Below are 2487 nucleotides of genomic sequence, written 5' to 3'. Positions count from 1 at the left end.
GGAATTATCACTTATATAAAATATCTAGGTATTAATCATGAAAGTGCTTTAAATATTAATGATAGCGCTTCAAATACTAAGCAAATAAAATACAAGCATTTTTTTTCTTTTAAGCTTCAATCAGTCTTGATAAGACTTTCTTTAAATAAAGCCAATCGTATTTATACTCATACTAATATTATAGAAGTGATTAAACAAACCCTTGGTTTTTATCAAGATATCTTACATAAAGAAATTGATTATTCTAATATACATTTTAATTATGAAAAACAAGAACTCATCTCTCAATACAATGAAAGTGATTTAGACTTTATTACAAGATTAAGCCATAATAATGGAATCTTTTTTTATGAAGATGAGAACACTATTTATTTTTGTGATGTGTATAAAAATGTAAAAAATAAAGAAATTGAGTATAATCCTAATATTAATAATATTTTAAATCAAGCTTGTATTTCTTCTATTTATAAAGAACAAAGCTTAAGAACTAATTCTTTTACGCATTCTAGTATTAATGCCAATACTCCTTTAAATCTTTTATCCTTACACTCTAATAAAGTTCCTTATGAACAAGAACTTAATAACAAAGCTTATTATAATGAACATTTTTATGAGAGTGAATATTCTTTTACAAAAAGCATTGATTTAAAGACTAAGCCTTCTCTTAAAGAAAAAAGAGCCTTAGTATTAAATGAAAGCTTACTAGCAAAAAGTAATATTTATCATCTTAGCTTAGGAGATTTTATCACTTTAAATTATAAGGAGTTTAATCATCAAGAAGAAATAAAAAATCAAGATGAAGAAAAACAAGATAAAGCTTCTTTGCTTAAAGACTTTATTATTATTGCTAATACTCAAATCTTAATTGATGATGCCATCTTAGCTAATTCTATTAATACGAATGATCATTTAAATTTAAAAGATTTAAATTTAAGTAAATCTTATTCTAATACTTTAACTTTATTAAAAAAGAATATTATCTTTACTCCAAGTTTTAAAGCTAAACCTAAAGCTCCTAATAGCACTCAAGGTATTGTTATAGGAGAGAGTAAGGATATAGAAAGTGAGAGGAATACTATTTATACTGATGAGCATGGAAGGGTTAAGGTAAGGATTAATCTTTATGCCAATCAAGAAGAATTAGATGAAAAAGAAAGTTTATATCATCACACTCCTTTTTTAAGAGTAGCTTCTAGTATAGCAAGTAATCATTCAGGTTTTTTTCATACTCCAAGAATAGGAGATGAAGTGATTATTTCTTTTTTAGATGATGATATAGATAAACCTTATGTAAGTGGAAGTTTGTATAATGGGACTACAACTATGCCTCAATATAATTATCCAAGATATCAAAGAGAGATTGCCACTAGCACTTTAAGTTATTTAAGCGAAGTTCCTATTATGATCAATCAAGGCTTAGATACCTTAAAACTTCAAGAAAATACAGATTATGAATTAAGCTCTATTAATAATCATTATCTTACTTTAGCAAATTCTACAATAGGAGTGGATAACACCGATGCAAGAGCAAGGAATGAAATTACCCTAAAAAACGACAAAGACAAAGAAGAAATTTATATCTTAGCGCAAAAAGATTATAAAGAAGAAATAGGTAATAATTATGAGCAAACCATAAAAAATAATAAAACTTCAGAAGTAGGAGCCTTATATACTGAATTTATCACTTTAGGTCATATGCAAAATATCGCAGGATTTAAAAATGTCAATGTAGGGGCTGAATATTTAGAAAATACTTTACTCTCTAAAGATACCAATGTAGGTTTAAGTAATACTTTAAATGTGGGGATTAGCAATGAAATAAACATAGGGCAAAACCACGAAGAAAAAATAGGAAATGACAAAAGAGTCTTTGTAAATAATAATCTAGAACAAGATATTAAAAATGATTCTATTTATAGAGTAGGACATAATAAAAATGAAACCATAAGAGGTTCTTATGTGCTCCAAACTAACCACTCTGTAAAATTTTATTCCAAAAAAGATATGACCTTGGAAACAAATGAATATATTAAAGCCGAAGCAGATGATTCTATTAGTTTTAAAGCTAGAAAAGATTGTACTTTTGCAGCTGATAGAGTTAATACTTTAGCAAACAAAGATAGCGTTTTAGTAGCACAAGAACATATTGTTTCTAGGGTAAAAAATACAATCATTTCTCAAACAGAAGATAAAATTGCAATACAAGTAGGTAAAATGCAAATTATTATAGACGATAAGGGCTTAAGGATCAAAGGCGGTGATCTAAGAGTGGATTAAAACTAATTTTTTAAATTATAACAACACAAGGAAAAACACATGAAAACTTTAGAAGAAATGCAAGCTATGGATGAAGAAGCTATAAGGGAGTTAGGTTGGGAGTTTTTTGATCTTATTAAAGATAATAAACTTAAAGAAGTGAAAGAGTTTTTAAAAGATTATCCCGTGCCTGAAGTATTTTTAGAGAAACGTCGTAAGGTATATTGGTGT

General features: G+C 27.1%; 1 protein-coding gene. It reads left to right on the top strand.

From position 1 onward, the window contains the following. On the top strand, nucleotides 1-2277 hold a 2277-nt coding region (locus AJ884_RS10025), incomplete at its 5' end, for a type VI secretion system Vgr family protein (RefSeq protein ID WP_070286467.1). Nucleotides 2278-2487: the final 210 nt, after the last annotated feature.

It is taken from the genome of Campylobacter sp. BCW_6463 (assembly GCF_001762785.1).
Taxonomy (GTDB): domain Bacteria; phylum Campylobacterota; class Campylobacteria; order Campylobacterales; family Campylobacteraceae; genus Campylobacter_D; species Campylobacter_D jejuni.
Note: the sequence above shows the minus strand (reverse complement) of the source record. Positions and strands in the feature narration are given on the sequence as shown.